Source organism: Streptomyces sp. NPDC015345, assembly GCF_043078805.1.
Classification (GTDB): domain Bacteria; phylum Actinomycetota; class Actinomycetes; order Streptomycetales; family Streptomycetaceae; genus Streptomyces.
Window position 1 is genome coordinate 538,291 of record NZ_JBIBTX010000006.1, and the last position, 26,793, is coordinate 565,083.

Annotated in this window: 21 protein-coding genes and 2 pseudogenes; 9 read left to right on the forward strand and 14 right to left on the reverse strand. The window is 69.8% G+C overall.

Annotated features, from left to right (window positions below):
- Nucleotides 1–8 precede the first annotated feature (8 nt).
- Complete coding sequence (locus tag ACF062_RS26410; protein ID WP_223778735.1) at nucleotides 9–431, reverse strand: DUF6003 family protein; 423 nt, start codon at nucleotides 429–431, stop codon at nucleotides 9–11.
- A gap of 327 nt (nucleotides 432–758) precedes the next feature.
- Here ACF062_RS26410 and gdhA point away from each other — a divergent pair, with 327 nt between their 5' ends.
- Nucleotides 759–2,126, forward strand: a complete 1,368-nt coding sequence (gdhA, locus tag ACF062_RS26415; RefSeq protein WP_392141821.1) for an NADP-specific glutamate dehydrogenase — start codon at nucleotides 759–761, stop codon at nucleotides 2,124–2,126.
- 86 nt (nucleotides 2,127–2,212) lie between these two features.
- On the opposite strand, the gene ACF062_RS26420 is transcribed toward gdhA, so the two are convergent.
- Nucleotides 2,213–3,127, reverse strand: coding sequence for an NAD-dependent protein deacetylase (locus ACF062_RS26420; RefSeq protein WP_392141823.1), 915 nt, complete (start codon nucleotides 3,125–3,127; stop codon nucleotides 2,213–2,215).
- A gap of 70 nt (nucleotides 3,128–3,197) precedes the next feature.
- On the opposite strand from ACF062_RS26420, the gene ACF062_RS26425 reads away from it, so the two are divergent.
- Complete coding sequence (locus tag ACF062_RS26425; protein ID WP_392141825.1) at nucleotides 3,198–3,473, forward strand: DUF3253 domain-containing protein; 276 nt, start codon at nucleotides 3,198–3,200, stop codon at nucleotides 3,471–3,473.
- A gap of 24 nt (nucleotides 3,474–3,497) precedes the next feature.
- Here the strand turns inward: ACF062_RS26425 and ACF062_RS26430 are convergent, their stop codons facing one another.
- Nucleotides 3,498–4,664 (reverse strand): alkaline phosphatase PhoX, encoded by a 1,167-nt coding sequence (locus ACF062_RS26430; protein WP_392141827.1) that lies wholly within the window; start codon nucleotides 4,662–4,664, stop codon nucleotides 3,498–3,500.
- Nucleotides 4,665–4,979: 315 nt separating this feature from the next.
- Between ACF062_RS26430 and ACF062_RS26435 the strand changes: the two genes are divergently transcribed.
- The gene (locus ACF062_RS26435) at nucleotides 4,980–7,700 is read left to right on the forward strand and encodes a SpoIIE family protein phosphatase (protein ID WP_392141829.1); all 2,721 of its coding nucleotides are present in this window, start codon (nucleotides 4,980–4,982) and stop codon (nucleotides 7,698–7,700) included.
- A gap of 282 nt (nucleotides 7,701–7,982) precedes the next feature.
- Nucleotides 7,983–8,489 carry a flavin reductase family protein gene (locus ACF062_RS26440; RefSeq protein WP_392141831.1) on the forward strand — a complete coding sequence of 169 codons (507 nt, stop codon included), beginning with the start codon at nucleotides 7,983–7,985 and terminating at the stop codon, nucleotides 8,487–8,489.
- Nucleotides 8,490–8,555: 66 nt separating this feature from the next.
- On the opposite strand, the pseudogene ACF062_RS26445 reads toward ACF062_RS26440, so the two are convergent.
- Nucleotides 8,556–9,029 (reverse strand): annotated as a pseudogene (locus ACF062_RS26445) (tannase/feruloyl esterase family alpha/beta hydrolase); the annotation flags it as partial.
- Nucleotides 9,030–9,107: 78 nt separating this feature from the next.
- On the reverse strand, nucleotides 9,108–9,578 hold the full coding sequence (locus ACF062_RS26450; protein ID WP_392141833.1) for a 3-hydroxyacyl-CoA dehydrogenase NAD-binding domain-containing protein: 471 nt from the start codon (nucleotides 9,576–9,578) through the stop codon (nucleotides 9,108–9,110).
- A gap of 584 nt (nucleotides 9,579–10,162) precedes the next feature.
- On the opposite strand from ACF062_RS26450, the gene ACF062_RS26455 reads away from it, so the two are divergent.
- Both ACF062_RS26455 and ACF062_RS26460 read left to right on the forward strand, forming a co-directional pair.
- Nucleotides 10,163–10,963, forward strand: a complete 801-nt coding sequence (locus ACF062_RS26455) for an esterase/lipase family protein (protein WP_392141835.1) — start codon at nucleotides 10,163–10,165, stop codon at nucleotides 10,961–10,963.
- Nucleotides 10,964–11,027: 64 nt separating this feature from the next.
- Nucleotides 11,028–11,228 (forward strand): annotated as a pseudogene (locus tag ACF062_RS26460) (IS5/IS1182 family transposase); the annotation flags it as partial.
- 173 nt (nucleotides 11,229–11,401) lie between these two features.
- On the opposite strand, the gene ACF062_RS26465 reads toward ACF062_RS26460, so the two are convergent.
- The 3 genes from ACF062_RS26465 to ACF062_RS26475 all read right to left on the reverse strand — a co-directional run bounded on the left by ACF062_RS26465 (nucleotide 11,402) and on the right by ACF062_RS26475 (nucleotide 13,562).
- On the reverse strand, nucleotides 11,402–11,938 hold the full coding sequence (locus ACF062_RS26465) for a GNAT family N-acetyltransferase (RefSeq protein ID WP_392141837.1): 537 nt from the start codon (nucleotides 11,936–11,938) through the stop codon (nucleotides 11,402–11,404).
- Nucleotides 11,939–12,254: 316 nt separating this feature from the next.
- A complete protein-coding gene (locus ACF062_RS26470; RefSeq protein WP_392141839.1) occupies nucleotides 12,255–13,022 on the reverse strand; it encodes an endonuclease/exonuclease/phosphatase family protein in 768 nt (255 codons plus the stop codon).
- A 99-nt stretch (nucleotides 13,023–13,121) separates the two neighbouring features.
- Nucleotides 13,122–13,562 carry a ricin-type beta-trefoil lectin domain protein gene (locus ACF062_RS26475; RefSeq protein ID WP_392142043.1) on the reverse strand — a complete coding sequence of 147 codons (441 nt, stop codon included), beginning with the start codon at nucleotides 13,560–13,562 and terminating at the stop codon, nucleotides 13,122–13,124.
- A 262-nt stretch (nucleotides 13,563–13,824) separates the two neighbouring features.
- Between ACF062_RS26475 and ACF062_RS26480 the strand changes: the two genes are divergently transcribed.
- Nucleotides 13,825–14,133 (forward strand): immunity 53 family protein, encoded by a 309-nt coding sequence (locus ACF062_RS26480; protein WP_392141841.1) that lies wholly within the window; start codon nucleotides 13,825–13,827, stop codon nucleotides 14,131–14,133.
- Between the two features lie 173 nt (nucleotides 14,134–14,306).
- On the opposite strand, the gene ACF062_RS26485 is transcribed toward ACF062_RS26480, so the two are convergent.
- Nucleotides 14,307–14,912 (reverse strand): TetR/AcrR family transcriptional regulator, encoded by a 606-nt coding sequence (locus tag ACF062_RS26485; RefSeq protein ID WP_392141843.1) that lies wholly within the window; start codon nucleotides 14,910–14,912, stop codon nucleotides 14,307–14,309.
- Nucleotides 14,913–15,065: 153 nt separating this feature from the next.
- Here ACF062_RS26485 and ACF062_RS26490 point away from each other — a divergent pair, with 153 nt between their 5' ends.
- A complete protein-coding gene (locus ACF062_RS26490) occupies nucleotides 15,066–17,480 on the forward strand; it encodes an MMPL family transporter (RefSeq protein WP_392141845.1) in 2,415 nt (804 codons plus the stop codon).
- Nucleotides 17,481–17,552: 72 nt separating this feature from the next.
- Nucleotides 17,553–19,034 carry an MFS transporter gene (locus tag ACF062_RS26495; protein WP_392141847.1) on the forward strand — a complete coding sequence of 494 codons (1,482 nt, stop codon included), beginning with the start codon at nucleotides 17,553–17,555 and terminating at the stop codon, nucleotides 19,032–19,034.
- Nucleotides 19,035–19,112: 78 nt separating this feature from the next.
- On the opposite strand, the gene ACF062_RS26500 is transcribed toward ACF062_RS26495, so the two are convergent.
- The 5 genes from ACF062_RS26500 to ACF062_RS26520 are packed head-to-tail and all read right to left on the reverse strand — an operon-like array spanning nucleotide 19,113 to nucleotide 26,792.
- A complete protein-coding gene (locus tag ACF062_RS26500) occupies nucleotides 19,113–20,495 on the reverse strand; it encodes a cytochrome P450 (protein ID WP_392141849.1) in 1,383 nt (460 codons plus the stop codon).
- Nucleotides 20,492–21,622 (reverse strand): fatty acid desaturase family protein, encoded by a 1,131-nt coding sequence (locus ACF062_RS26505; RefSeq protein WP_392141851.1) that lies wholly within the window; start codon nucleotides 21,620–21,622, stop codon nucleotides 20,492–20,494. Before ACF062_RS26505 ends, ACF062_RS26500 begins: the two co-directional genes overlap by 4 nt.
- Nucleotides 21,622–23,487 (reverse strand): NAD(P)/FAD-dependent oxidoreductase, encoded by a 1,866-nt coding sequence (locus tag ACF062_RS26510; protein WP_392141853.1) that lies wholly within the window; start codon nucleotides 23,485–23,487, stop codon nucleotides 21,622–21,624. The genes ACF062_RS26505 and ACF062_RS26510 overlap by 1 nt, the downstream gene beginning before the upstream one ends.
- Nucleotides 23,488–23,497: 10 nt before the next feature.
- Entirely contained in the window at nucleotides 23,498–24,115 is a 618-nt protein-coding gene (locus ACF062_RS26515) for a hypothetical protein (protein ID WP_392141855.1), read from the reverse strand.
- Complete coding sequence (locus ACF062_RS26520) at nucleotides 24,108–26,792, reverse strand: aminotransferase class III-fold pyridoxal phosphate-dependent enzyme (protein WP_392141857.1); 2,685 nt, start codon at nucleotides 26,790–26,792, stop codon at nucleotides 24,108–24,110. The genes ACF062_RS26515 and ACF062_RS26520 overlap by 8 nt, the downstream gene beginning before the upstream one ends.
- Between the last annotated feature and the right edge of the window lies 1 nt (nucleotide 26,793).

Genomic DNA, 26,793 nt, shown 5'->3' on the forward strand with positions numbered 1-26,793 from the left:
GGCGGCGGTCAGGCGGTCAAGCGGGCGATCTCCTTCGGATCGAGGCCGGTCAGCTGGGCGATGCGCTGCGCCGGCATCCCCGCGGTCAGGGCCCGGTGCACGAGGGCCTCCCAGTCCTGGGTCGTCTCCCGGAACGCGAGCAGTTCGCTCTCCAGGTCCGTGACGGCCTGAGGCGCGCACTCCTGCTGGACCTTCAGCGCCTCCTCCTCGCTCAGCGGCACCGGCAGCCGCTCGGCATCCTCCGGGATGAGCGCCTGTGCATCGGCGGGCAGGATTCTGACCTGTTCCGAGGAAAGGGAGACCTCGTGGGCTTGCAACCAGCCCTGCACGGCTGGGGTTTCCGTGCACTCCAAGGCGCCGACGGCGGCGAGGGCCGCTCCCAGTCGAGGGTGCCGGTCGGGAAGGAGGAACAGGTATGCGTCATCGGCCATCGCGGGATATCGCCTTCTCGTTCGTACGTCAGCCGGGCATCGATGCCGGGCTCAAGCGAACACGTTCCCGGCGGTCGGCCGGTTCACTCAGACCTACTGACCCGACAAGTGACGGCCGAGCAGGCCGAAAGCACCCGGCAGCCCGGTCTCGCATCGTGGTCACTCTCTGGACCGAGGGGCTGGTCACTGTGTTTACATGCGCGTCATACTTGCGGCTTGCGCGTCCCGCGCACGGCAATGGCGCCGAGCGCTCCGACCGGGCTGCACCGGAGCGAGCGGCGTCCCTGACCGGATCGCCGGTGTCAGCCGTGCCAGAAAGGGCCCCCTTTGACCACGCGACCCGATTCGAAGTCAGCGCTGCCGGCGCTCTCGCGGCTGCTCACCGAGATCGAACACCGCAACCCGGCCCAGCCGGAGTTCCACCAGGCCGCCCGCGAGGTGTTGGAGACGCTGGCGCCGGTCATCGCGGCCCACCCCGAGTACGCCGAAGCCGGGCTGATCGAGCGGCTGTGCGAACCGGAGCGGCAGATCGTCTTCCGGGTGCCGTGGCAGGACGACCGCGGTCGCGTGCGGGTCAACCGCGGCTTCCGGGTGGAGTTCAACAGCGCGCTCGGCCCGTACAAGGGCGGCCTGCGCTTCCACCCGTCGGTGAACCTCGGCGTCATCAAGTTCCTGGGCTTCGAGCAGATCTTCAAGAACGCGCTGACGGGCCTCGGTATCGGCGGCGGCAAGGGCGGCAGCGACTTCGACCCGCGCGGACGCAGCGACACGGAAGTCATGCGCTTCTGTCAGTCGTTCATGACGGAGCTGTACCGGCACATCGGCGAGCACACGGACGTACCCGCGGGCGACATCGGCGTCGGAGGCCGGGAGATCGGCTACCTGTTCGGCCAGTACCGGCGCATCACCAACCGCTGGGAGGCGGGCGTCCTCACCGGCAAGGGCCGGAACTGGGGCGGCTCCCTGATCCGTCCGGAGGCGACCGGATACGGCAACGTCCTCTTCACGGCGGCGATGCTGCGCGAGCGCGGCGAGACCCTCGAAGGCCGGACGGCGGTCGTCTCCGGCTCCGGGAACGTCGCCATCTACACCATCGAGAAGCTGGCCGCGCTCGGCGCCAACGCCGTGACCTGCTCGGACTCCTCCGGCTACGTGGTCGATGAGAAGGGCATCGACCTGGACCTCCTCAAGCAGGTCAAGCAGGTCGAACGCGCCCGCGTGGACACCTACGCCGAGCGCCGCGGCGCCTCGGCCCGCTTCGTGCCGGGCAGGCGGGTCTGGGAAGTACCGGCGGACATCGCCCTGCCGTCGGCCACCCAGAACGAGCTGGACGCCGACGACGCCACCGCTCTGATCCGGGGCGGCGTGAAGGCGGTCTCGGAGGGCGCCAACATGCCGACGACACCCGAGGCCGTACGCCTTTTCCAGCAGGCGGGTGTCTCCTTCGGGCCAGGGAAGGCGGCCAACGCGGGCGGCGTCGCGGTCAGCGCATTGGAGATGGCCCAGAACCACGCCCGTACGTCGTGGTCGGCGGAGCGCGTCGAAGAGGAACTGACGCGCATCATGAACGACATCCACAGCACGTGCCACGAGACCGCCGAGCGCTACGGCGCCCCCGGGGACTACGTGACGGGCGCGAACATCGCCGGCTTCGAGCGGGTGGCGGACGCGATGTCCGCCCAGGGCGTCATCTGACCGGTAGGGCAGCCGCGGGCGGAGGGCGGCGAGCAGGTGCGTTCACCAGGTCCGGGCGCCCTGCTCTCGCCTCGCCCGCGGGCGCATCAGGCCGGGTCGGACCGCCGACCGGCCGCTCCCTCGACGTGGACGCCCAGCTGGTCGGCCACGGAGGAGAGCGCCGGTCCCAGCGGCAGTGCGACCCGTGTGACGGCGTAACGGTCACCCCGGGTGGCATCCCGGTTGACGATCACCACGGGCTTGCCGGCCTCGGCCGCCTGGCGGACGAACCGCAGCCCGGACATCACCGTAAGCGAGGAGCCGAGGACCAGGAGCGACGCCGCCTCGCGGACCAGGGCGCGGCAGCGCTCGACCCGCTCGGGCGGAACCGTCTCGCCGAAGAACACCACATCCGGCTTGAGGATGCCGCCGCAGACAGTGCAGGGCAGCACGCGGAAGTCCCCGACCTGTTCGTCGGTGAGGTCGGCGTCGCCGTCCGGGTTGATGCCGGCGGCCACCGGCGCATAGCCCGGATTGGCCTCCTCCAGCCGCCGGGCGAGCTCACCGCGCGGGCTGAAGGCGCCGCAGGACAGGCAGACGACCCGGTCCAGGCTCCCGTGGAGTTCCACGGCGTCCCCGCTGCCCGCGGCCTGGTGCAGGCCGTCGACGTTCTGCGTGATCACGCCGGTGAGCAGTCCGTGCCGCGCGAACGCGGCCACGGCCCGGTGCCCGGCGTTGGGCCGGGCCCGGCCGAAGGTGCGCCACCCTAGGTGACTGCGCGCCCAGTACCGACGCCGGGCCTCATGGCCTGCGGTGAACTCCTGGTAGGTCATGGGGGTGTGCCGGCTCAGGCTTCCGCCCTCGCCCCGGTAGTCAGGGATGCCGGACTCCGTCGAGATACCCGCCCCGCTGAGCACCAGCACACCGCCGACGCCCAGCACATCGACGACCGGCCCCGGATCCGTCGTACCCGGCGGCAGGTCCTCGGCAGGTGTCCAGCTCAGAGTAGGGCGCATACGCATGCCGTCAGGGTACGGAACACCGGCGGTACGGCACCGGCGGTACGGCACTGGCGGTGTGACACTGGCGGATGTGGCGGACAACGTACGGCAGACGGACCGGCGCCTGGAACGGGCCATCCTGGACCTGCTGGAGCGCCGCGGCCCGACCGCGACGATCTGCCCCTCCGACGCCGCACGGGCGGTGTACGGAGGGGACGACGACGGCTGGCGCGCGCTGATGGAACCGGCCCGCCGCGCTGCCCGTCGGCTGGTCACGGCCGGCGAGGTGGAGATCACCCAGCGGGGCCACCCCGTGGACCCGGCGGACGTCCGTGGCCCGATCCGTATCCGCCGCGTCCGCCGCTGACACGCCGCGCGGGCCGGAGCGTGCTCAGGCGGTGGTGCGGAAGGGTCCGGTCACCTCGTAGGTGATGCCGCCGGAGGAACTTCCGGACGTACCGCGCTGGCTGGAGAAGTACAGCCGCTTGCCGTCGGGGGAGAAGGCAGGACCGGTGATCTCGGAGCCGGACTGGCCGGTGACGCGCAGGAAGGGGGCCACGACTTCGGCGGGGGTGATGACGCAGATCTCCATGTTGCCGCCGTCCTCGGCGACGAACAGGTCTCCCGAGGAGCTGCCGGTGACGTTGTCGACACCGGTCAGTGGCGCGCTGCCGTTGGTGACGAGGCTGTCGTCGTAGGCGAGTTCGTAGGTGCTGCTCCGCAGGTTGAGCCGCCAGACGCGATTGTCGCCCTTGGTGGTGAACCAGACGGTGTCAGAGGCGTAGTGGCAGCCCTCGCCGCCGTTGAAGATCTTGGCGCCGGAGACCTGGTCGCGGGTGTAGGTGGGGGAGCCGTCCGGGTCGGGCACGTTGGTCCAGGTGAAGGAGCCGGTGGTGCCGGTGCCCGCGACCAGTACCTGGAGGGTCCCGGATGACAGGTCGCCCCAGGTGGCCGGGATGAACCGGTAGAAGCAGCCGTCCGACTCGTCCTCGGTCATGTAGATCACCTTGCGCACCGGGTCGGCGGCGGCCGCCTCGTGCTTGAACTGGCCCATCGCGCCCCGGCGCACGGCGGCCTTCGCGCCCCACGGGTCGGTCTCGTAGACGTAGCCGCGGCTGACTTCCTCGCACGACAGCCAGGTGTTCCAGGGGGTGGCCCCGCCCGCGCAGTTGTTACGGGTGTTGGACAGCACCCGGTAGGCGCCCGTGACAGATCCCGACGCGTTGAACTTGACGGCGCTCGCCCCGCCACCGGTGGCGAGTTCGGAGTTGGATACGTATATCCAGCCCGTGCCGTCGGCGAAACAGGCACCGCCGTCAGGGGCGCCGTGCCACGTGTACGAGGTGCCGGAAACCGTCCGGCCCGAGCGGGCTATGACGCGGCTGGTGAAGCCGGACGGAAGCATGATGCCGTTGGCGTCGGCGGCCAGCAGACCGCCGTAGGGGCCGGTCCCGTTCTGGGCCGGGGCCGCGTAGGCGGCGCCGTGCATGAGGGTGCCTCCGAAGACGGCGGCAGAGGTGCCGAACACCGCACCACGCAGGAAATTGCGACGGTCCACAGATACTCCTACACCGAGGAACGAACGATGAGTTGACGGGCGTCGCCGACTGGTCACAGGGACCGTAGAGGCCCCGACCGGGCAGGGGCAGGGTCGAGTGAGCCAACTTTCCCCGGCGAACCGATGCGCAAGTGCGGTGCGGAGGTTGCCTGTCCGGCACCAAATGAACTGCGCGGGAACCTTTGAGGCCCGAGTGACACATGGCGTTCACGGGCAAGGCGGCAGTCGAGTGGACCCGCCTGCGACGGTTCTGTCCGGGCAGGGCTCGCGGTGAGCGCGGCTGCGGGGTCGTGTGGGGTGAGGCAGGCTGGACGCATGGACAGTTCCGATGCTCCTGGGGCGAGGTCGCGCCGGTTTCCGCCGGCGCCCCGGAGCGTGGCGTCGGCCCGGCGCTTCGTCGGGACCGCTCTGGAGGGAGCCCCGTCGGAGCTGGTCGACACCGCTCGGCTCCTGGTCGGCGAGCTGGTGACCAACGCGGTGCTGCACGCGCGCACCGAGGTCGAGGTGGCGGTCCTGCCTCGCGGCGGCGGCGCTCTCGTGAAGGTGAGCGATCTCTGTCCCGCACGCGGCCTGGTGCCCCTCGGCGGCCGCCCGTACGCGGGCACGGGGCAGGGCCTGCGCATCGTCGAGGAGCTCGCGACCCGTTACGGAGTGGACGCCGACGGGCAGCGCAAGACGGCCTGGTTCGAACTTCTGCCCGATGACCGCGGGGGCCCCAGGAGTCCTGAGGGCCCCGACGGCGCTGGTGGTGCTGGTGGTGCTGATGGTGCGCCGTCGTCATCGTCGGGGTGGAAAGCCGGCGCGCCACCCGCCGATCCCCGCAATCCCCGCAATCCCTGCGACCCCTGCACGACCGTGGACCTGGTGGACATGCCGCGCGACCTCTGCGCGGCCTCCGAACAGCACCGGCACGCACTGCTGCGCGAACTGGCGCTCGCCATGGAGGGACGGGACGACCCCGAGGTGCGGCCGGCGGACCTGGCCACCGCTCAGGACACGAACAACCTGGTCAGCGCCTGCCTGCGGGCCGCCCTTGAGGAGCACCACCCTCAGACGAACATCCTTTCCCTGACCTTGACGGTACCGGCGGACGCCGCCCCCGCGGTGAACACGCTGCGCCGTGTCCTCGCTGTGGCCGAGGACGCGGCCCGTGAGGAGCAGCTCCTCACCCTGCCCTCCCTGCCGCTCAACCGCCTCTTCCGCAAATGGGTGCTCGAACAGATCATCGGCCAGCTCGACGGCGGCTCGGCCGCCCCCTGGACCCTGCTGATGGTTCCTCCGGAGCCGGGCCTCAGCACCTCGGAGCTGGTGCCGTGGGACGTGGGGCACCTGCGGACCAGCAGGGTGCCGACCATCGCCGCCGACGAGACGAACCGCATCGTCGCGGCGAACGGACCGGCGGCGGACCTGCTCGGCTGGGACGCCGACGCGCTCATCGGGCAGAAGCTGACCGTGCTCATCCCCGAACACCTGCGCGAGCGCCACCTCTCGGCGTTCACCTCTCTGCTGCTCACGGGCGAGGCACGCATCCTGGGCCGCTCGGTGCCGCTGCCCGCTCAGCACCAGGACGGCCACCTCGTCCCCGTACGCCTCGTCATCCGGACCCAGGAGCTGACCGACGGCCGCACCGTGTTCGTGGCCCACCTCGTTCCCCGGGGAGCCGCGCCGGCCGACTCCGGAAGGAACCGGCTCACGGTCGCGCAGGAACTCCCCGCCGGACCCCAGCCGCCGACCGCCCCGGAACGCGACCGACTGCGCAGCGGTACGCGGACGGACATGTCGCCCCTCGAACGGCTCACCCTGCTGGCCGACACCGGCAGTGCGCTGAGCAACACCCTCCACCTCGGCGCGGGACTCCAACGGGCGGGCCAGGTCATGACGGAACGCCTCGCCGACTGGTGCACGGTGGACCTGTTCGACGACGAGGCCCGCGTGGACCGGGTCTGCGTCGCCCACCGCGATCCGCCCCCGGGACTGCTCCCCGAGGCGTACGAGGGCAGACTCCCGCCGCTGACCGAGGGCGCGCGGGGTCCGCTGGCCCGCGTGCTGCGCGGCGCGGGCCCGCTGCTGCTCACCGAGGTTCCCCCACCGAGCCCGGACGGGAACCCCCTGGACGCCCAGTACGCGGAGCTGTTCGAGCGGATGGGCGCGACGAGCGCCATCGTCGCGCCGCTCAGGGCGCGCCGGGAGATCTTCGGCGCCCTGACCGTCGCCCGTACGAGCGGGAGCCGCCCCTTCACCCAAGAGGATCTGTCCCTCGTCGACGACCTGGTCCGCACCCTCGCCCTCGGAGTGGACAGCGCCCGCCTCTACCAGGACACCCGGAATGTCGCCGAACGCCTGCAACGGGCGCTGCTGGCCAAGCTGCCCGAGGTGGAGCACCTGCCGATGGCCGCACGGTACGCGCCGTCCTCCACCACCGCGCAGGTGGGCGGCGACTGGTACGACAGCTTCGTCGTGGCGCACGGGACCGCGCTGGTCATCGGCGATGTCACCGGACACAATCTCGACGCGGCCATCGCCATGAGCCAGCTGCGCAGCATGCTCCGCGGTATCGCCATCGACCGGCAGGAACCTCCCGAAGCGGTCCTGCGCCGCCTGGACCTCGCCAACCACAGCCTGTACAAGGAAGCCACCGCCACCTGCTTCTACGGTCTGATCAAGGGCCCCGCCGAGGGGCCCTGGCAGTTGCACTACTCCTCCGCCGGGCATCCGCCGCCGCTGCTGACCACCGCCGAGGGAGGGACCCGTTTCCTCGAAGAAGGGGCGGGCCTGTTGCTCGGGGTGGACCCCGACATGCCCCGTCCCGACGCGACCGTCGAACTCCCGGCTCACTCGACCCTGTTGCTCTACACCGACGGCCTCATCGAACGCCGGGACGAAACCCTCGACGACTCCATGGCCCGGCTCGCCGAGCACACCGCCGCCCTGGCGGGTGAACCCCTGGACGTGTTCTGCGACGAACTCCTGATCCGCCTGGGCGCCGACAGCCCTGACGACCTCGCCATCCTCGCCGTCCGCCTCACACCTTGCTGAACGCCTCACCTCAGCCCTGCGGGTCGGCGCCGAAACGGGTGGTTCGCTTCGCCTGGCTTTCAGCCCCCTGGGCCTGGCGGTGCTCCGGTTGGCCACGGGCGAGCCCAGCCATCGCGAAGGCGGTGAGGCGAGCCCGATATCCGGACGCCAAGCGCATCACCACGTCCGCCCGGGGCAAGTGACAGGAGTGGCAGGCGTCGCTCGGCGGGCGGACGCTGAGACCGCAGGTGAATGAACAGCCCGTCAGCGTGCGGGCGGAATGATGAGCCTTTGGAGGTGGACATGGACGACGAGGACATCGCGGCCTTCACCACACTCGCGGACCCCTCCGTGTACGTGGTCACCGCGGCGGCGGACGGACAGCGGGCCGGCTGCCTGGTCGGCTTCGCCAGCCAATGCTCACTGGACCCCGTCCGCTTCGCCGTGTGGCTCTCCAAGGCCAACCACACCTACCGCCTCGCCCTGGCAGCGCACACCCTCACGGTCCACCTGCTGCCGCGGGACCGACATGACCTCGCCGCACGCTTCGGCTCCCGTTGCAGTGCGGAGACCGACAAATTCGACGGTCTCGCGTGGCACGAAGGGCCGGAGGGGGCCCTCGTCCTGACCGATGCCCTCGCGTGGTTCACCGGGCGGATCCATGACCGGTACGACGGCGGCGACCACGTCGCCTTCGTCCTCAACCCGATCGCCGCCGCCCACGCCAAGGAGACCGCGGAAGACCAGGGCAACCAGGCCGCACTCACGCTGCACGACGCGAGCGACATCACCGCCGGGCACCCGGCCTGACCCCCCGGGAGGGGTGGCCTACGACGGCCTCCACGCGTCCGACGGCAAGCTGCCCCCAAGATGATGTCAGGCCGTACGAACCGGCTGGTCACCCGCCGGTGCTGACTCGGCGGGGCTGGAAGCGGCAGCCTGCTTCGTCGGATATGACACCGTCGCGCAGGCCGTCCTCACCGTCGCAGGACCTGACGACCCGGCGGTACAGCAGGGCCTGTTCCGCCGGGCCGGGGAAAGCGCCGGGGGGGAGAGGAGCCGGGCCTCGTAACCGAAGAAGAGGTTGAGGCTCACGGCGTTCCAGGCAGGGTAGGCGGCGATGACCCCGTCGAAGTCGGTGGGCCATCGCTGGGCGACGGCGAGCGCTTCGCGTCCGCCGCTGGAGCCGCCGGCGATGTACGTGTGGGCGGGGGCGGAGCCGTAGTGCGTGCGGATGATGTGGCGCGCGGCATCGTGGGTCTTCTTCAGCGCGTCGCCGGCGAAGTTGCGTACGGCTTCGTCGTTGAGGCCGAAGGAGCCGTCCAGGGAGGTGGTCGGTTCGAAGTCCGGCGCCGCCCGGTGGCCGGAGTCACCGGCGTAGGTGGCGTAGCCGCGGCCGAGCGGGCGAGGGTTCGAACATCATCGACTTCATGTTTCACTGCTGCGGCAGGGCGACGCGCAGGGTGATGTCGGGTGCCGCCGGGTCCACCGGGTGGATGACGGCCTCGACACGGCAGTACGCACCGGTCGCCGAAGACCCGCTGTGAGCGAGAGCACCGAGGTGTTCGACCAGACCGGCATCACGGCCGGAATTATCGCTTCCAGCGCCTCAAGGACCTGCTGCTTGACGTCAAGCCGCTCAGGAACGGCTTCGAGAACGGCATCCACGCCCACCACCATGTCCGACAGGGTTCTCGCTGCCGTGATGCGTGCGGCGACCGGCACGGCGTCGTCCGGCGGCATCTCACAGCGTCCGAGTGCCCGCAGGACGCGTTCGTCGAGTGAGGCCAGGGTCGCGCAATCCGCGTCGTACACGACGACATGGTGCCCCGCCACGGCGAGAGCGACAGCGATCCCATGCCCCATAAGCCCACCGCCGACGATTCCGAACCGAGTCATATGCCGGCCTCCGAGACTGGGCAGATATGTGCGTTGACATGTGTACGTGGCCCTCGTCGCACCGGCTGCCGAGGACCCGAAATGCGCGATACGCAACTGGCGCAGGCCGGAGTGGCGGCTCCACACGCACGGCGGCCGGCGGTCACGACAGCCGCATGTCTACGAGAACCGCATGTCTACGAGAACCGCACGGCGCCGACGGCGCCCGCCGCGCCGCTACGACGGTATGACGCCGCCGAAAGGCGCTACGAGAGGAGCAGCGCACACATGTGAGGCGCTGGAGGTGTGCCGAGTGCCCACTCGGCGCCCGCGTGGCCGCGGCGCCGAGTGGGCCGCGCCGGCCGTGCCGCGTGTGCAGGGACGGTACGCACGCGCCTGACGCGCATCCCGGTGAGTGAAGCCGAGGCGTAATGGCTGGAGCGGACACCACGGGAGGCGAAAGACGTCCACGGCACCCATCTGCCTGCCGCGACAGGTGGTTCTAGCGTGCTCTGTGGCACACCACCCCCGACTCCTGCCGGCGCCTCTCCGAGCGCGAGCCGCACATCAGCGCTCGGTGACCGCCCGGCAGTAAGGAGCATCACATGCTGTTTGCGTCCACCAGGCACAGCGGGACGGCATCGACCCACACCGGCGACCGGTGCCCCGTCGGCGCACGGCGGCTGCGCGGCGCCCCCCTCGCGGCCCTGCTGACCACGGGCCTGCTGTGCATGGCTTCCCAGGCGTCCGGAGCAGTGCCCCGGCCCGCCGCTCCCGCCGCCGGACACGACCCCGTCATCATGATTCCAGGCATGACTGGCTCCACGGCCAACATGAACCCCATGAAGTCCGACCTGCAGGCCAACGGCTGGCCCGCGGAACGGCTGTTCACCTGGACGGACAGCAGCTCGATGACACAGGACCTGGCCAAGGCCGCACGGGAGCTCTCTGCCAAAGTCGACCAGGTCCGCGGCCAGACCGGGGCCGACAAGGTCGTCCTCGCCACGTGGTCCGCCTCCACCCTCGCCGCCCGGTATTACATCAAGGACCTCGACGGCGCGGACAAGGTCTCCCAGTACATCGGCTTCGCCGGACCACAGCACGGCACCACCAACAACGGCTGCCAGTGGTACGTGTCCTGCCAGCAGTTCGCCTCCCCGAACACCGCGTTCCTCAAGGCCCTGAACAATCCCTCCGAGGTCCCCTCCAACGACAAGATCGACTACCTCACGATCAGGTCGACCCAGGACCGCAACGCCACACCGACCGACACCGCGATGCTGGCCGGCGCGGACGAGAACTACCTGATGAGCGGACCGACGGCACCGAACCACCTCATGATCATCTCCAATGGCACGGCGTTGGCGAAGATGCGCTCGTTCATCAGCGCGCACGAGAACGACTGACGCCGACCTCGGCGTCTCGACGTGACGGGTTACCCGATGACGCACAAATCCGTGAACGTCCCCGGGTTCCGTCGTTCTGCCCCGGCGCTGGGTCGTCGAACGCTCACACGCCTGGGTCATGCACGCCCGTCGGCACGCGCGGGACTACGTACGGCTCGTCCAGCACTCGGAATCCCTCATCACCTGGGCTGCAACCACCCTTATGGCCAGGCGAATCACCCGCCGAAACTCCCGCAGGAGCGGACAGCCGCCCTCCCTCGAAGCCCAACGCGATTGATCATCTTGGTACTGACGGTCATCAGTCCCACCAAGGGATCACCGGGCCTCAAGCCAACCTCATCGTCGCACCACCACAACGGCTCCACAGGGCTATCCGCACCAGGGGGCTCGGCGTCAGCCGTCGGCACGGAGCCGTCCGCAAGGTCAATACGGGGTGTGTCAGAGCCGTCTCGTGGTGAACAGGTTGGTTCCGTACACCGCGTCCACTTCCTTCCGCTCGGTTTCGGTGAATCCGACCTTGGCCAGCACGCGGCGAGAAGCGGTGTTCCAGTCCCAGACCGTGGCCCACAGACGTTCGTACCCAGATGATCTCGCCCATTCCAGAACCGCCAACGATGCCTCGGTCGCGTATCCCTGACGCCAAACTCGGCGTAGCAGCTCGAATGCCAGTTCAGGTTCTCCTGCCGATCCTCGCTCGCTGTCGACCAGTCCGCAGTAGCCGATGACGTCACGAGATGCTTTCCGCTCGACCGCCAGCAACCCGCTCGACCACAGCTGGTTGGTTCGGATCGAACCCTCGAGCTCCTCGACCGTGGGGTGGCCGTTGGCGTCGATTCGGCGGTGCGGCGGCACTCGTGGATCACGTTCGGTCCACAGCTCATGCTGGACGACGGCCTCGGCTACCCGCCAAGGTCTGAGCAGCAGGCGACTTGTCTCGAGTACGACCTCACTGCCCGGAACCGCGTCAACTGTCATGGCCGCAACCATGGCACGGGTGAACGCGCTGTCGTGCCACGGGGTGCACTTGGTCCTCCCGATCATGGGCGCTCGATAGGTGGGACAACCGGGATCAATCCCTGAACATCTGCTTCGACGTGCACGTTCGGCTATACCCGGTGGGCCACGTTGCTCCATACACCGACGCCAGGCTCGTTTCTCATGCCTGCCCGGCGCCTCGCCGGACGCCGGGTGTCTTGCGCTGCCCATCGAGCCGCCTTCGGATCGCCTCGTTCGAATACTGACCTGAGAAGACTCTCCATCCGAGGTTCAGACACAGGCACTCAAGGACGGATCAGCAAGCGGTGGCGGGAACTCGCACGGAGGCCAGCACCGGCAGGTGATCCGTGGCCGCGCGCAGATCCTGTTCCCGAACCCCGGGCAGGCCCATCGGCACTCCGCACCCCAGTACCTGCACCCCCGGTGTGGCGAAGACGGCGTCGATGCGCTGGAGCGGGTCGCCCAGCCGGGTGGTGTGCTCCCGCCCCCACGGTTTCGTCCCCCAGCCGTCTTGGAGTGCGTTGCTGAGCAGGCCGAAGGTGCGGCCGTCGGGTCGGTCGTTGAAGTCGCCCCCGACGACGGCGTACGGCTCCCCGAGGGCGGACAGCCTCTCCAGCAGCAACTCGCCCTGCGTATAGCGCTCCTGGTCGTCAATACTCAGGTGACAGCTCAGGACCCCCAGCCGGGCCCGCCCGAACCGCAGCACGGCGGTCGAGAAGCCACGTTGATGCAGCCCCGGGGTGCGGGGCAGCAGGATGTCTTCGGTGCGCTCCACGTGGGCACGGAGCGAGGAGAGGATCATCGGGCCGGAGGCGGTGGCGCCGCCCGAGACGTACACGAGCCCGCTGGTCCGCGCGAGACGGGTGGCGGCCTTGCGCCAGCGGAAGAACCGTGGCGCCTCCTGAACGCAGACGACGTCGGGCCGGCAGGCCCGGATGACCCGAGCGAGGGCCGCGACGTCGTCCCGCATGGAGCGGACGTTGTAACTGAGCACGCGCACGATCGCGCATCCGTCTCGCTCCGTCGTCGAATCGGGCAGGTCCTGCACACTGTTCGTCTCCATACGCCTCATTCTCGCCGCGACGGCGAGGTACGAGACGGCGGTCGCGCAGGTCGTGCAGGCTGGACTCGAAGCGGGCGTGGCGGCGGACGAGCGTATCGGCTAGGCGATGGCAGAGATCGACCACCGCTGCGAAGGCCCCCCCGTGCACGTCGACAGCTGCACCCGGTCGTTCGTGTTCCTGGCCAGGCACGTGCCCGTCACCGAGTTCTTGATCAGCGCACCCAACGTGTCGTTCTTCTGCACCGACCAGTACGCCGCCGCGTCATCGGCCAGGCACGGCTTCATCGCGATCAGCCCGTTCCGCGCCGTGAGGCACGACCCCGTCGCCTTCTGACGCAGTGCCGTGTACGCGATGCTGTCGTCCCAGTACCACGTCTGGTAGTCGCCGTTGTTACAGCCGAAGACATACGGCCCGTAGTCCGCCCGATAGTCCAGGCATTTCCCTGAGTACGGCATCCCCTCGAACGCCGACCTGGCAGCCGCCGCACTGGCCGACGTCGCGTTCAGCCCGATCGTCATCCCGGCAACCGCAGCGATCACGGCCAACCTCTGCCACACCATGAGACCCCCCGCCCGGCAGGACCGGAACGAATAGAGTTGAGCGACGCATGACAGTAGGAGTCTCCCGCAGCGCGAGGTTCGTGCGCCAGTACGAAGCAGTCGGCAATGCTCAGTTCGTGTACGAACCGGCCCGGGCCGTCCAGCCGGAAGGGCCGGAGCTGTCCCAGCCGAGCAGGGAGGGACGGCCTCCCGGCCGCTTGTCTCGCGGTAACGTACCGAAACTCGCTTAGCATCTCTTGCCATGAGCGACCCGGCGTCTCTTCTTGACTGGCTGCAGAACTGGTACGCGCAGCAGTGCGACGGTGACTGGGAACACGAGTGGGGCGTGAAGATCGCCACGCTCGACAACCCTGGCTGGACCGTCAGCATCGACTTGGAGGAGACCGACCTCGAAGAACGCGAGTACCCCCGTCAGGAGATCAACCGCACGCCGCGGGACTGGGTCTGGGCCTGGACCGCCGAGAAGACCTTCCGCGCCGCGTGCGGCCCCGGCAACCTGGCTGAGGCCCTCACGCTGTTCCGTACCTGGGCGACCGTGATCGCTGCCTGACTCTCCGGCTGTCGTTCATAGTCTCTGCGGTCGGACGGTGTCCCGTACCGCCTCGGCAAGCGACCGCCCTTCGGGTCATAGACGCGCGGCGGTGGCGGCCGCCGCATGACGCCTGCCTGGACCGTCCCATTTGCCGGCCCCGAAGTGGAGCCCGCCGCGGCTTCGTCAGCGGCTCAGCGCGGCTGAGGCATGGCCATCCCTCGGAGCAGGACCTGCGTGGCCTCCCACAAAGTGTTCTCCAGGTCGAACGGCGACCTGGCCAGACTCCAGCGGAGCACCATGCCGTCGATCATGGATGCGAACGCCAGGGCGGCAGTGTGGGTGTCGGGCGTGCCAGGGCCGGCACCGCTCACCTGGGCCAGCAGAGTCGCGATGTGCTCGACGAACTGTTCGTGATGGGAGTCGAAGCAGGCGCGGATGTCGGGGATGGTGCGGCCCAGGGCGAGCAGTTCCAGGGCCAGGGGAGCCCGGTCGGGATTCTTCGCCAGGTCGCCGGCGAACGCACGCACCAGATGCTGCAAGCGGTCGGCGGCCGGTGTCTCGCCGGCCATCGCGGCCTGCATGGCGTCGGCTTCGTGGGTCAGCATCTGATGGACGAGGCCGGTCGCCAGCTCCTCTTTGCTCTTGAAGTACCAGTACAGCCCCCCTTTGCTCACTCCTGCGGCCTTCACGACGTCGTCCATGCGGGCGTTGTGATACCCCTGCCGCGCGAAGACCGCGGCAGCCGCCTCGAAGATCTGGGTTTTCCGGGCCGCGACACGATCCTCGTCAACTGCCATGAACATTCGTCCTTCGTGACCTGCTGAGTCTCCGACCGGAAGACATGGAAGCGGGGATCGTTTCCATTACCGCCAAAAGTATCACTAGACCGGCTGGTCGGTCTAGTGCCATACTCGACTCGACCGACCAGTCAGTCGAGTAAGGAGTGGCGTATGTCCCCCCGTACGCAGCCAGGGAAGCGCGGCCACGGCCCGTCCCTCCTGTACCGGCTCGGAACCTGGTGTGCCACGCACGTGTGGAAGGTCCTGGCCGTCTGGCTGGTGGTGCTTGTGGCGGGAGGGTTGCTGGTCCCGAAGTTCACCGACAGCCTCACAGGCTCCTCCCTGAAGGTGAGCGGCTCGGAGTCGGCCCGGGCGGAGGAGGTGATGAAGGAGGACTTCGACAGCGCCGTCACCGAGGACATCGTGGTGGTCTTCGACTCCTCCACCCGCTCGGTGAAGGACGCCGCGTTCCGGGACGTCGTCCAACGCGGCATCGCGGAGCTGCGCAAGCAGCCCGGCGTCGCCGGCGTCGAGGACCCGTACGCACCCGGCGGTGAGGCGCAGATCGCCCCTGACGGCCGCACCGCCATCGTCCTCGCGGGGCTGACCGGGGACGAGCGTGCCCGGCAGGGCAACGCCCCGGACATCCAGCGGGCGTTGGACGGCATCCAGGGTGACCGCGTCGACGTCATGCTGACCGGCTCCAGCGCGCTGAACGCCGCCGTGGTCGAGCAGGAAGACAAGGACCTCGCCCGGGCCGAGTCCATCGGCGTGCCCATCGCCCTGGTCGTCCTTCTGATCGCGTTCGGCACCCTGGTGGCGGCCGGCCTGCCGATCCTGCTGGGCGTGGCCGCTCTGATGACCTCGTTCGGCGTCCTGGGCGCGCTCAGCTATCTGACGAGCTTCGACACCTTCGTCCAAGCCGTCGTCACCATGCTCGGCCTGGCACTGGGCATCGACTACTGCCTGTTCATCGTCACCCGCCAGCGCGAGGAGCTCCAGGCGCGGCCCGACCGCCCGATCGCGCAGACGGTCGGCGCCACCATGGCCAGCGCAGGCAAGGCGGTGCTGTTCTCCGGCTTCACCGTACTGATCTCGGTCGCGGGTCTGCTCCTGGTGCGCGCACCCGTGTTCCGGTCCATGGCCTTCGGTGTGATGGTGGCCGTCGCCGTGATGCTCACGGTGGCGATGACCCTGCTGCCGGCCGTGCTCGGCCTGTGCGGCACGAAGATCAACCGGCTGGCCGTGCCCGGCCTGCGACGCGCTGTCAGCCACCCCGACCCGGAGCACTCGATCTGGGCCCGCTGGACCAAGCTGGTGCTACGGCGACCGCTGCTGATCGGCGGTGCCGCCGTCCTGGCGCTGGGCGCGGCCGCCATTCCGGTCACCGGTCTCAAGCTGGGCTTCGACGTCGGGGCCAGTGCCGTCGCCGACGCGCCGGCGGGCGCGGGATACCACCTCGTCTCCGAGAAGTTCGCTCCGGGCGCCGCCACACCCATCCAGGTCGTCGTCACCAAGAAGGAGGGCTCCTTCGACGACGGAGACCTCGCCGCGATGGACCGGCTCGCCACCCGGATCGAGGACCACAAGCAGGTCGACAGCGTCCTGTCGGTCACGGGTCTCCTCAAGGAACGGACCGGACGCGGTGACGTCAGCGCCCTGAAGGCGGCCCTGGCCGAGGACGGTGGCTCACTGGACCGGATCGTCAACTCCCGTGCGGACGCCGCCATCCTCACCGTCTTCTCGAAGGCGGCACCGGATGCGGACGAGGCCATCGACCTGGTGCACTGGATCCGTGACACCGCCGCTCCGGGCGCGGAGAGCTCCGCCGGCGGACTGACCGTCGCCACCGGCGGGCTGACGGCGCAGACCGTCGACGTCGCGGGCGAGATCGACCGCTCGACCCCCTGGGTACTGAGCGCCATCCTCGGACTGTCCTTCGTGCTGCTCCTGCTCGCCTTCCGGAGCCTGCTGCTGGCGCTGAGCGCGATCGTGATGAACCTGCTGTCCGTCGGCGCCGCCTTCGGTCTGCTCACCTGGGTCTTCCAGGAAGGCGCGGGGGAGTCGCTGCTGGACTTCACCAGCCGCGGCTTCATCCAGGCGTATCTGCCGCTGCTGACCTTCGTGGTGCTCTTCGGACTGTCCATGGACTACGAGGTGTTCATCATCTCCCGCATGAAGGAGGAGTGGGACCGCACCCGGGACAACACCCGCGCCGTCACCGTCGGCACCGTCCACACGGCAAAGGTCATCACCGCGGCCGCCGCCATCATGGTGGTCGTCTTCGCCGCCTTCATGATCACCAAGGTGGTCGAGGTGAAACAGATGGGCTTCGCCCTGGCCGCCGCGGTGCTGGTCGACGCCACCCTGATCCGCGTCGTCGTCGTCCCCGCCGCCATGCGCCTGGCGGGCGATGCCAACTGGTGGTTGCCGGGCTGGCTGGACCGCGTCCTCCCGCGCGTCGACCTCACCGAAGGCCCCGGCCCGGCCCCGGCCGACAAGGGCGGCGACGGCGACCCGGCAGTACCCGCTCCCGCGCAAGCAACGAGGGCATCCGGCACACCTGGGGCATCCTCCAGCAGCTGACCGCAAGCCTTGCGTACACCAGGAGCAGACATCTCTGACTTACTGCCGACGCCGACCCGGCGGTGGCTTGGCTTGGTCTGCCTGACCGCGGCACTGCTGATCATCGGGCTGGAAGTCACGGTCCTGACGGTCGCGTTGCCGACCCTGGCCACCGCCGTCGGCGCCTCCACCTCCGAATTGCAGTGGATGACCAACGCCTTCACCCTGCCGTTCGCCGCGCTGCTGCTGCCCTCGACGGCGCTGGGCACCCGAGGTCGCAAGCCACTTCTGATGACCGGTCTGGCGCTCTTCGCGGCAGGCTCCGCCGTCGCCGTGCAGGCCGACAGCGCGAGTGCCCTCATAGCCTCCCGGGCCCTCATGGGGGCCGGTGCGGCGGCGGCCGTACCGCACGCCCTGTCGCTCGCACCGAGCCTGGCGTCACCGGCGGGCCGACAGGCGGCGGCCGCGCTGGCCTCGGCGGGTTTCGCCCTCGGTCTGCCACTCGGTCCCGTGGTCGGTGGCTGGCTCCTTGTGACCTTCGGATGGCAATCGATCTTCGTGGTCAACGTCGTGGTGATTCTCGCGGCCTTGACCGGAGCCGCCCTGGTGGTCCCCGAGCCACGCCGACGTCGCGTCGAACCCGTGGACGCCGTCTGTACGGTACTTGTCCTGACCGGGACCTCGGCTCTCGCGTACGCGGTGACCGAGGCGACCGTACGGGGCTGGGCCCACCCGGTGATCCTGCCCGTGTTCCTCACCGGTGCGGCGCTGCTGTCCGCGATGGTCATCCGGCTGATCCGCACACGGTCACCGCTGGCCGACGCCGCCCTGTGGCGTCACCGGCGCTTCACCTGGTCGATCTGCACGCTGTCCTGCGTCACGCTGCTGCTGCTCGCGCTGCTGTTCATGATCCCCCAGTACTTGCAACAGGTGCAGGGATACGACGCCTGGGCCACCGGCCTGCGTCTGATGCCCATGATGGCCGGGCTTGCCCTGGGGGCCGTGGTCGGCGGCCGTCTCGCGACCGTCGTCGACGCCAAGTGGACGCTCGTCCTCGGCATGCTGTTATGGTCGCTCGGCCTCGGGTGGATCGGGCGGCTGAGCCACGGCAGCTCCTATCCGGCCGCCGCCGGCGCTCTGGTCACCACCGGCCTCGCGCTCGGATTCACCCTGCCCACCGCGCTCGGAGCGCTCACCAGCTCGCTGCCGCCCGAGAAGGCCACGACCGCGCACGCCCTCGCCGACGCCTGTCGGCAGATCGCCGCAGCCCTCGGCATCGCCGTGCTCGGCAGCGTCCTGAACGCCACCTACCGGAAGGAGTTACGTGCGGAGGCGCCCGCCGATTTGGCCGACGGGGTGGTGGACGAGGCCCGTCGGAGCATCGCCGGCGCCGCCGATGCCGCCGCCACCCTGCCCGCGCGCGAGGGCGAGGACCTGGTCACCCTCGCGCAGCACGCCTTCGTCACCGGGATGACGACCACGGCCCGGATCGGCGCGACCATGACCGTCGTTCTGACCCTGCTCCTCGTGGTGTGCATGCCCACCGTCCGGCGTGAGCCGATCCGCGCTGCCTGAGAAGCGGACACACGGAAAGGCGGCGCCCCCGCGATTCCCGCTCACGCGGTGGGGCCGCCGCCGACGACTCCGCTGGACTCACCTCGCGCTGACGCGCGCCCGCACCCCCGGACTCGGCCGCAGGTTCACCAACAGCTCCGGCGTCACCTCCGCGCCCTGCGGAAGCAGATCGAACGCCAGGCGCTGATGGAGCACCACGGTGAGCAGGTGCCCCTCCATCATCGCCAGATGGCTGCCCGGACAGACGTTCCCGCCCGTTCCGAAGGGGAGGTAGGCGCCCTTGGGCAGTGCCTTCTCCCGTTCCCGGCTGAAGCGATCGGGGTCGAAGCGCTCCGGATCGGCGAACACGTCGGGATTCCGGTGGAGGCTGAAAGCATTGAGGAAGACCATGGTCCCGGCAGGAACCGCGTATCCGCCGACCACCGTGTCCCTGATCGCCTGCCGGGGGATCACCGCCGCCGGCGGGTAAAGCCGCATCGCCTCCTTGAAGACCTGCAAGCAGTACGGCAGTCGGGGCAGGTCCTCGAAGCGCACCGACCTCTCGCCCAGGACCGTGTCGATCTCGTGCCGCACCCGCTTGAGGACACCGGGGTGCCGGGCCAGCAGATAGAGCGTCCAGGCCTGCGCGTCGGCCGACGTCTCCTGGGCCGCGCCCCACGCGGTCAGCACCTCGTCGAGCAGCGGCTCCCCGCACATCGGGGTGCCGTCCTCGTAACGGGACGCCATCAGATCGCCCAGAATGTCCTCAGGGAGCTCGGCGCCGCCCTCCGCGGCCTCCTGCCGCTCCCGGATGAACTGGGCGATCCACGCACGGATCCCGGTCATCGCCCGCCGCGCCCGCCGGTTGCGGGGCACGGGCACCCACAGAGGCAGCGCCGCCGGACTGGTGATGGCGTACATCTCCCACTCGAACGCCTCGGTGATGGCGTCCGCCAGGGCCCGGTTGTCCCGGCTGGAGGCGGTGAAGAGGAGCCGGCTGACGATGTCCATCGTCAGCGTGTTCATCTCCGCCACCAGGTCTACGTCGACGCCCTCGCGCCAGCGCTCCGCCACGCTCTCCGCCGTCGAGACGATGGCCTCCGCATGGCGGGATATGCGGCGCGGCGAGAAGTGTGGCAGCACCAACCGCCGCTGTTTCCTGTGCAGTTCGCCCTCACTGGTGAGCAGGCCGTTGCCCATCAGCGGGGTGAGGGCGCGCGTCTGCCGCTTGCCCCGGCCGAAACCATCGGCGTTCTCGATCAGTACGTCGCGGGCCGCGGCCGGCGTCGAGACGGTGACGGCCAGGCTTCCGCCGATCCGGAAGCCCATCACGCCGTCCGAGGCAGAGGCGATCCGGTGCAGGGTGGCGATGGTGTCGGCCTGGAGTGCCGTGGCGTGTCCGAGCAGCCCACCACCGGGCGCCATGGGCAACCGACGAGGGCGGGACGACTGCCGGTCTCGTGACGGAACCACGGTGGTCATGTCGACACTTCCTTCAACGGCGAGCGCTCCAGCAGCGTCCCCGCCTTCTTGTGGGCACGGGCCTCCCGCAACAAGCGGCGCAGCGAGGACGTCAGGCCCGGGCTCTCGGTCAGCCGGTAGGCGGAACCCTCCGGCAGGCCGGCCACCAGACGGGCATGGGCCTGCGGGAAGCTGTGATAGGGCAGTCCGGGCATCAAGTGGTGCAGGGCGTGCAGCCGCAGTCCCACCGGAGCCCACAACTCACCCAGCAGCCGGGCCCGCGGATGGTTCACGGTGTCCATCATCTGCTCCACGACGCTCATCTCGTCCTCGTCACCGAGGTAGCGGTGCGCGGCCAGCAAACGCAGCGAGTTGAGCAGCGCGACCGTGACGAACAGCGCGTACCACTGCGCCAGTCGCGCCGGCGGCACCACACCCACCGCCAGCAGGGTCGCGGCCGTCGCGATCCAGGCCAGACAGAGCAGCTCCTGGCCGCGCCACAGCCACTTCTCCTCGTCGGTGGGCTGCCGCCCCCGGTACTCGAAGTCGAGCTTCAGGGCCGAGACATTGCTGTACAGGTACTCCCGGATTCTCGGCACGAACCACGACAGCGGCGTGAGCACGGCGAACCGGTACGGGCCGAAGAACGGCAGGAACAGCGGCGTGATCAGCAGCCCCACGATGTTCGACGGCGCCATCCGCGCCAGTGGCAGATACTCGGCGTCCTGCGCGGTGCCGTACAGCTTGCGGTTGTGGTGCTCGCCGTGGCACTCGTACAGGAAGACCGGCACCATCATGGGGATCCCGAACACGGCGTTCCACCACATGCGGAACGAGCCGAAACTCTTCTTCGCCCTGAAGTGCGCGATCTCATGGATGAAGGCGAAACAGCGATACGTGGCCAGGACCGAGACCAGGAACGCCGCCACCCCCGCCACCGTGAGCCCGCCCAGCGGCTGAACCGCCCAGAACGCCACGCCCGCCAGCAGCACACTGAGGGTGAAATCGGTCCAGTAGACCGCCATCCGCGGGCGGAACAGCCCGCGCAGAAGGTCGTGCGCCTCCTTCACGGAGAACCGTCCCATCGCGGTGACCATCTCCGGTTCCCACGGGATCGCCGTCTTCCGCGTCTGCTCCCCGGTCGTCATCAGGCGCCTCCCTGCCGGCGTCGCCGCAGCGCCCGACGCACCTTGCGCACCCGGGTGTCGGCGATGTCCAGGAGTGTTCCCAGCGATGTGACGGCGACGAGCATCGGGCCGGAACCCGCCGGTATCACGGGGCGGTACTCGGTGCCGGTCACCTGCATGAACTCGGGCTCCTTGATGGCGGGCAGGGTCAGATCGGCCCGCTCCATCCGGTGCACGTACGGCAGCCGCCAGATGCCGGGGAGGGCGGCGTGCGCGCGCATGCCCGCCTTGGTCGGAGGCAGCTTCTCGCCGTTCTCCAGCCGCCAGAGGGCGCGCCGCTCCAGGCCCTCGTGCCACTTCTCCACCAGTCCCGCGACCCGGTGCGGATCCAGGCGGTGCCAGGGCGCGGACTGCGACAGGAACAGCCGTCGCTCCAGCCCCGCCCGCAGCCGGGCGTGCTCCACGCTCTCCTCGTCGGTGCGGCCGCCCGTCTCGGTCAGCCAGCGCGAGATGCGGAACCGTCCCAGCAGTGCGGCCCCGAAGACCATGTAGTCCAGGAGGTGGTCCATGATGAAGAAGCGGCTGTCGGCGAGGGCCGGACCGTACTTCGAACGCACCATCGAGCGGATGATGCGCCAGTCCGCCGTGGCGGCACGGTTGACGTGGTCGAGGTAGTCCATGTCCAGCCGGCCCTGCTGTACGTCGCGCTGGGCGATGTTCGCCAGATGCCAGGCGGTGGCCATGGACAGGCTGATGCCCTGGCTGTAGAAGGCGTCGATCATCGAGGAGGCGTCGCCGACCATGGCGTAGCGCTTGGGGGAGATGAAGGTGTTGGTCATGCGCTGGACGTCCCGGTAGGCGCTGAACTCCAGGACGTTCTCCTCCTGGAGCCAGTCAAGCAGCGGGTAGCGGCGCAGGACCTTCCAGAAGACCTCGCGGGCGTTGCCCTCCTCCGGAGGACGCTGCTGACTGTAGGTGATGCCGACGCTGATGCGGTCGTCCTTCAGGCGGATGAGCCAGATCCAGTAACCGTCGCCCCACAGGTGCACGGTGGTGCGCTCCCGCTCGGTCACCTCCCCGTCGGGGAAGGCGAACTTCCAGCGCTCGTCGAACATGTCCTGGGTGCAGTGGGAGAACTGGGCCCAGGCCGCCGTCGTGGAGAATCCGTCCTCCAGGGGGATGTCATGGCCGAAACGGCGGGCCAGCAGACGGGTGCGGCCGGTGCAGTCGGTGATCCAGCGGGCCGAGATCTTGCCGCCACGGTCCTTGTCCCGGGAACTCCAGTGCAGGGTGTGGTCGTTGCCGTCCTCACCGAGGGTGATGTCCCGGACCAGACCGCAGTCCATGAACCTCAGCCCCGGAGTGGAGCGGGCGCGTTCGCGCAGCACCGCCTCGATCTCGGGACGGACGATCTGGGCGTCCTTGAACATGGTGCGGTGGAAGAGGGGATCCTCGATCCTCTCGATCCAGCGCGCGGGCAGCGCGCTCTGGAAGCCCCATTCGGAAACCGAAGCGTCGAAACTGGTGCGGCCCTCAAGGCCGTGCACCATCCAGAACCCCTTCTTGCCGAAGGATTTCTCCAACGACTCGTCGAGCTCGCCCAGGGACCGCAGGAAAGCGTTGGAGTACACCAGCAGGGACTCACCGACCTTGTAGCTGGCCTGCTGCTTCTCCGTCGGCTGGTCGATACAGACCACCGACAGGCCACGCTTGGCCAGTGCGATGGCGCTGATCAGACCGACGACACCGTGGCCGACGACACAGACATCGGCGCGCACTTCCTCGTTCCGCGCCGCTCCGTCCTGTTCACCGGCGGGTGCGACGGCTCGGACACCGGAGCGGGCGCGGGAGGCGGACTTGGTGTGGGTCTTGTCGGAGTTGGACACCGGGTTCTCCTCAGTCCGCGATTCGGGGAGCCAGACGGGCGAAGCGTCGCGCCACACGACGGTGCCGATGGGCGAAGAGCTGCTGCACGGTCCGGCGGTACACCGGGGTCATCGGCCGCAGGTGCGGCTTGAGCACATACGTCAGGCGGTCGGAGAGGACCGTGCCGCCCTCCTTGCCCTCGATGACCCGCTCATGGATCCAGGCATGCGCCGACGCCATCCGGGACACCTCCAGGAAGCGCCGGCCCTCCTCGCGCTCGGCGATGACGACATCGTCGTAGTCGTACGGCAGCAGCCGGCCCAGCAGGATCCAGGAGCGACCCAGCGGCTGCCCGAGCGGCACCCGCGCCAGCGACGGCGTGCCGATCCCCTGCATCCGCTTGGGCAGGGTCATACGCATCACGGGGGAGAGTTCCGCGTTGATGCCGACGACCTCGGTGGCCCCCTGCCACACCTGGGCCGGATCGGCGCCGGGCAGGAACGTGGAGCGGTACACCTGCTGCCAGCGGGAGTCGGGCACGCGCTCCAGGTCGGGATAGTAGGCGAGCACCGACGGGGCGGGGCGGTAGGACGATCGTGGCGCGGTCGTCGCCGGTGCCTGACCGGCGTCGTCGAACGTGTCATGCATGAGGGCCTCCCTGCCGCTGGTGATCGGTATCCGTCGGCAGGTACAGCCGGTAGCCCAGCTTCCGGGCCTCGTCCCGGAGCATGCGCACCAGATCGACGGAGAGCTTGTCGCCGTGACTGACGACGGGGTCGTGCAGGCGGTGGGCGAGGACCATCGTCTCGGCGGTGCAGGCGTACGTCACACCGCTGGGGACGCCGAAGTCGACTCCCAGGTCCCGGCCGCCGGGCAGCTGCACGAGACCGCCCGCGACCACCCGCAGATCGGGCCGGGCCGCCTTGAGCCGCGGGCCCACGTTCGGTGGCTGCGACACGTCGCACACCGCGGCGCCCCGCCGCACCAGCTCCGGCCGGATCAGCTGGTCCGGCGTCGACGTGGCGGCCAGGACCAGATCTCCCGCCGGCAGGACAGCCTCGGCGTCCACGGACGCGGTCAGCAGCCCCTGCTCGACGAGATCCGCCGCGATGGCACGGGCGCTCGCGCCGGAGGACGCCCGGGTGCGCACCGACCGGGCCAGCGCACCCGCGTGGGGCGCATCGTCGGCCTCCATCAGGTGCCCGACCACGGACTCCAGCGCGGCGGCCAGCCTGCGCTCACTGCGCGCCCGGTTGGCGGGGTTGCCCACCAGCACCAGCCGGCCGACCTTCTCCGAAAGGAGCAGGCTGGACGCCAGGCCGATCGCGCCGGCGCCGCCGAGCACCACACAGCACGCCTCGCCCAGCTCGATGTCCTGCTGCCGTGCCGCCTCCTCCAGACCGTCCACCGCGGCCGCCACGGTGTAGGCGTTGCCGGTGGTCACCGGAACCGGCACGTCCCGCAGTGCCGTGGCGTTCGCCGTGACGACCGAGGTGTAGGCGCCGAGGCCCACCAGCTGCGCGCCGCGTGCCACGGCGTCGTCGACGGCCTCCTGCACCAGCGCCGTGGACTGCGCGCTCGGCATGTCCAGCAGCCGCTGTGCCCCGTAGGGCAGCGCGAAGATCTCACCGTAGGAGCTCTCCCCGGTGTCGGTCTCCACCCGGCACCGGCCGACCAGCATGGCGGCGGCGGTGTCCACGTTGCGGCACTGGTTCATCCGGTCGAACAGCACCCGCACCTGCTCGCCGGGGAGTCCGAGGCGGCCGTCGTAACTCTCGTAGCTCGCCAGGTCCGTGGGGTGGGCGATGAACGCCCAGCGCGGCTCGCCCTCACGCGGCCGCAACCGCGTGGGACGCGGCGTGGCGGACGCGTCCTCCGTGGGGAACGCAGCGGCCGCGGGCCGTTCGGAGGCGGGCCGTTTTGAGGCGGGCAGGAGGTGGGCGAAGAACCGTGCGCTGTCCCCGCGTTCGATCACATCCAGGCCCCGGTCGAGTGCGCCCAGCAGAGTGTCGCAGTCGGCCCCGGAGACGTTCAGCGGAGGCTCGACCCGCAGCACGCTGTTGGCGAAGTACGCGGGCGCCAGGCGGATGCCCTCGTTGCGCAGCAGATAGCCGCACAGAAACCCGGCCAGCCCCTCCTGATCGGCCAGCGAACGGAACAGGCCCTGCCGCGCGTGGAGGTCAGGGTCGTCGGAGAGCTGTACGCCGAGCAGCAGCCCCTGGCCACGTACGTCCGCGACCAGCTCCGGATGCCGGGAGGCCACCTCGCGCAACCCGGCCAGAAGATGATCGCCGCGCCGCGCCACCTGCCGGACCAGCGCCCGGTCGTCGGCGGTGAGCAGTTCGACGGCGCCCACGCCGACCCGGGAGCAGAAGGCGTTGCCGCCGAAGGTCGAGGTGTGCCGGAGGCCGAAGTTCTCGGAGAGGCTGTCCTGCCCGAACACCACGGCCCCGATCGGCACCATGCCGCCGCCGAGCGCCTTGGCCAGCGGCATGATGTCCGGGACCACGTCGTGGTGCTCGCACGCGAACAGGCGCCCGGTGCGCCCGAGTCCGGTCTGCACCTCGTCCACGATCAACTTGGCGCCGTACCGGGTGCACAGTTCACGCGCGGTGGCGAGGTAGCCCGGCGGGGCCGGAACGATGCCGCCTTCGCCCTGGACCGGCTCGACGATGAACGCGGCGATGTCCTCGGGATGCTCGCCGAAGATCTGCCGGAGGGCTTCGGGGTCTCCGAAAGGGATGTGGTGGAAGCCGGCCGAGGGCGCGCCGAAGGGAGTCTGGTAGCGGGGCCGCCCCGTGGCGGACAGGGCACCGAGGGTCTTGCCGTGAAAGGAGTTGTGCGTCGAGACCACCAGACGGCGGCCGGTGGCGGCGCGGGCGAGCTTGAGGGCGGCCTCGACCGCTTCCGCACCGCTGTTGCACTGCCACACCTGGTCGAGATGGCCGGGTGCCACGGCGGCCAGCCGCTCCGCGAGCAGCGCGGACGCGCCGAGGACCGAGGGCAGGGTGATGCTGGGTTCCCCCGAGTCCCGGACGGCGGATATCGCCTTCCACATCTCCGGCGGGTTGTGCCCGAAGGGCAGGGCTCCGTAGGCGCCCGCGAAGTCCAGGTACTCGTTGCCGGCGCCGTCGTAGAGCCTGGTGCCCTCGCCCCGCACGTAGTGCACGTCGATGCCGAGGCCGTCGAGCATGCGGGCGATGTAGGGGTTGGCGTGACGGCGGTAGCGCTCGGCGGTCTCGTCCCGGGCCGCGACGCTGCTCAGCCGGGCCCGCAGCGCGGCACGTTTGTCTTCGGCGGTGCTGGTCAGTGGGGTCGAAGCCACA